Source organism: Phenylobacterium sp., from assembly GCF_031425575.1.
In the GTDB taxonomy this organism is placed as follows: domain Bacteria; phylum Pseudomonadota; class Alphaproteobacteria; order Caulobacterales; family Caulobacteraceae; genus Phenylobacterium.
Genome location: NZ_JANPJP010000190.1, coordinates 1 through 3592 on the forward strand (window position 1 = coordinate 1; position 3592 = coordinate 3592).

Below are 3592 nucleotides of genomic sequence, written 5' to 3' on the forward strand. Positions count from 1 at the left end.
CTGCCTCGAGGCCATCGACACCCACATGGCGGAGATCGAACGGCGGTTCGGGACCGGCGCGTCGGGGCGCGCCGCCGAGCCGTTCGAGGATCTCTACACGCTGTCGTCGCGGATCATCGACGTCGGCATGGGCCTGCCGGAATCCGGCATCGACGATGGCGCGCGGGCCATCTGCGAGATGGTGGCCCGCAGCCGCGCGCGCGGCGCCCTGGACTGGGCCTCGGTGGACGTGCACCTGGCGGCGCTGAAACTGCTGCGCAGCAGCGGCCAGAAGCTGACGGCGGCGCAGCGGGCCTCGGTGCTCTCTGGCCTGGGCAACGTCCTGACCAAGCGGGTCGGCGACGCGGATGAGGCGGCATCAGGGTAGACAGCCGTCGACGTGCCGACCTACTGGAACAACCAGTCCCCACTCCCGATCTGATCGGGCCGGACCTTATCCAGCGTTGTGATCAGGAAGGGCCAGTCGCCTACGCGAGGGGCGTCCCGGTCGAAGTAGACCTGAGTGTTTCCAAGGCCGTCGCCACGAAACTCGAGACGACCATCGCGAACCGGATCGGTTCCCGCATAGTCAGAAGCGTCGAACAACAGGCTTAGGTCAAGCTTGTCGGCGCCGGGCGTAAAGTCCGTGACATGACCGGCCCGCCACGGCGTCTGCGCCCACGCGAAGAGATCGCCGCCGGCGCCGCCGGTGAGCTGATCGGGACCCTGACTGCCGTTCAAGGTATCGGCGCCGGCGCCTCCGACCAGCGTGTCGCCTTGCCGGCTCCAGGTCAGCACGCTGCCGTTGCCGCCCGGCGCGGGCGCGGGCGGCGCCGCGGCGCCCCGGGACAGCTGGCCCCAGGTCAGGCCCACCGGCGAGATGCCGTCGAGCGTGGTGATCAGGAACGGCCAGTCTCCGCTGCCCGGCGCATCGTTGTCAAAATAGACCCGCGTGCCTCCCACCGCATCGCTCTCGAACCGCATGCGGCCGTCGGCCACCGGGTCGGCGCCCGCGTATCCGCTGGCCTGGAAGATGGCCGAAAGGTCCAGCCTGTCCGCGCCCAGGGCGAAGTCAGTGATACGTCCAGCGTTCCATGGCAGCGCCTTGAACACGAACGCATCGCCGCCGCCGTTGCCCGTCAGGACGTCGCGGCCCTGGCCGGCGTTGAGGGTGTCATTGCCCTGACCGCCGACAAGGATGTCACCGTCCCGGGCCGAGGTGATGACCCTGCCCTCGCCCCCTTCCGGCGGCGGGGCGTCGGGCGCGTCGGACCCCAGGATGTCGCTCGCTTTCAGACCCGCCGGGGCGACGCCGTTCAGGCGCGTCACGATGAAACCGAGGGTGTTGCCGGACGCTGCGCCGTCCGTGTCGTAGATCACCTGGGTTCCGCCCGAACCGTCGGATTCGAACCGCAGATACGCATCCGCCACAGGGTCTGTGCCGGCGTAGCCGCTGGCCCGGAACAGCGCCGAGATATCCAGCTTGTCCTGGCCCACGCTGAAGTCGGTGATACGGCCGGCGTTGAACGGCACCTCCCGGAACACGAAGACGTCACGGCCGCCCCCGCCGGTCAGGCTGTCCGGCCCGCCGCCGGCGTAGATCGTGTCGGCGCCGGACGCCCCGATCAGCCAGTCGCCGTAGCTGTCCGACACCAGCACACGGCCGGGCGCCTCCGGCGCCGTGGTGACCGGCGCGCCGACGCCGACGATGTAGGCGTTGATCCCTGAGACGGAGGCGAGATTGGGCGCCTGCGAGATAAAAGTGAGGAAGTCGCCGGAAAACTGTGCGCCGTAGCTGGGGCCGTTGCCCGCGCTCCCATCCCGACCGCTGGTCACCAGGGTCAGTTCGCCGGACCGCACGTCCTTCACATAGATCTGGCGGTTGGCCTCGAACGCCACGAACTGGCCACCGCTGGAGATAGTGGGGGCGGCCGCGTTGCCCGGCGTCGGGTCGCCGTTGGCAAATTGGGACACGCGCTGGAGCTGCCCGGTGGCCATGTCGCGAAGATAGATATCGTACTGGCCGTTCGTGTCGCCCGGGGTCAGCGCCGCGTTGGTGCTAAAGGCCACAAACCGACCGTCAGCCGAGAGGTCGACATTGAGGGTGCTTCCAGGCGGCGTGGCGCCCCCCTCGGCCGTGGATACCCGGCGAATTTCGCCGGTGGCCGTGTCCTTCCAGTAAACCTGCGGGCCGCCGTTCGGATCGGGTTGAGGCAGGTTCGCCGCGTCGCTGCGGAACGCCACGATGCGACCATCGGCCGATATCGCGGGGCCGACGGAGACGCCGTTTGAAGAACCTCCGGTCGCCGCCGTTGACACCAGGACTGTTTCGCCCGTCTGCAGATCCTTGCGAAACACATCGAACCGGCCGTTGCCGTCGCCCGGCGCAAGATTGCTCCCGAGACTGGTGAACGCCACGTAGCGACCGCCTTCCGCGAGGTCCGCGCCGCCCACCAGAGCGCCGCCGTTGTCCTGCTCGCCGCTGCTGGAGGTGTTGACGCGGACATTGGTCCTGAAAACGGAGGCGTTCACGAACAGGTCCGGGGCGCCGTTGGTGTCGTTGTTCACCAGGTTGCTGGCGGCGCTGACGAACAGGATCTTGGCGCCGTCGGCGCTCAGTTCGCCTTCGAGGACCGGCCGGTCGCCCCCATACGACGAGGCCAGCGAGAAGACGCCCGTTCCGAAATCTTTCAAAAAGTATTGCGGCTTGGCGATCACACCCGAGAACGCGGGATCTGTGACCCCCACCAGAACCCGCCCGCCGTCGCTGGTGCTGTCGACGGAAATCGTGGCGATCTCTCGCCGGACGCCGCTTTGATCCACGTTCACAAGCATAGGTCGGGTGACGAGGGGCATGGGGATTCTCCGCTGCGGCCAGCGGGCGCACAGGGGAGGTAACAAGCTGACGATAAAGCGGTTCCTACGGCGGAGGCGTGGCGGAGGCGTGGCGGACTGCGCATCTTGTCGCAGCGGGCGGCGTGGGTGTTCGCCGGCAGCCCCTTATCCTCCCCCGACGGGGCTACCGGATTCACAAGTCTCGGAAACCGTGCATACTACAGCCTACTGGGCGCACCCTTCTTCCCTTGTGGGAGAAGGTGGACTGCGTAGCAGGTCGGATGAGGGGTGGATGGCCCCGCCCCGACAAGGCTCTGTCTATTAAACTGATCGCCGCGTGACCCCTCATCCGAGCCGCTCGCGCGGCCCACCTTCTCCCGCAGGGGGAGAAGGCCGGTTACGGCCTTAGATGTGAGCATCCGATAGCCCGACTGGGAGGAGACGGGGCCTGCTGGGACGGCCGACGCCGCTTCCGCCCACCCCCTAAAACCCCAGCGGCCTGTACGGTCCCAGGATCAGTTGTTCGAAGACGCCGACGCCCATCTGGTCGTCCTGGCCCGGCATCGAGAGCGTGGCGCGGCTGATGGCCTGGATGTGCAGGTTGGCGGGGTCGGCGGGGTCGAAGCCCTGGCTGTCTAGGTCCTCGCGCGCCACGTCCAGTTCACCCCTGAGCGCGCCGTGGCGCCAGTCTCCGCCGTAGCCGATGCCGCGCATCAGGAAGGTGGCGATGGGCTCGATCTTTACCGTGGCCGCCCCTTGCGCCAGCGGAATGGTCAGC

At 68.1% G+C, this 3592-nt stretch carries 2 protein-coding genes and 1 pseudogene; 1 reads left to right on the top strand and 2 read right to left on the bottom strand.

Features of this window, described 5'->3' with window-relative positions; all coding sequences use genetic code 11:
- Nucleotides 1-367 (top strand): chemotaxis protein CheE (locus RMO97_RS10785; RefSeq protein ID WP_310540963.1); only part of this gene is annotated, 367 nt, incomplete at its 5' end.
- Between the two features lie 20 nt (nt 368-387).
- Here RMO97_RS10785 and RMO97_RS10790 read toward each other — a convergent pair.
- Together RMO97_RS10790 and RMO97_RS10795 are read right to left on the bottom strand one after the other, a co-directional pair.
- A complete protein-coding gene (locus tag RMO97_RS10790; protein WP_310540964.1) occupies nt 388-2835 on the bottom strand; it encodes a type I secretion C-terminal target domain-containing protein in 2448 nt (815 codons plus the stop codon).
- A 462-nt stretch (nt 2836-3297) separates the two neighbouring features.
- Nucleotides 3298-3592, bottom strand: a pseudogene (locus RMO97_RS10795) (hypothetical protein); the annotation flags it as partial.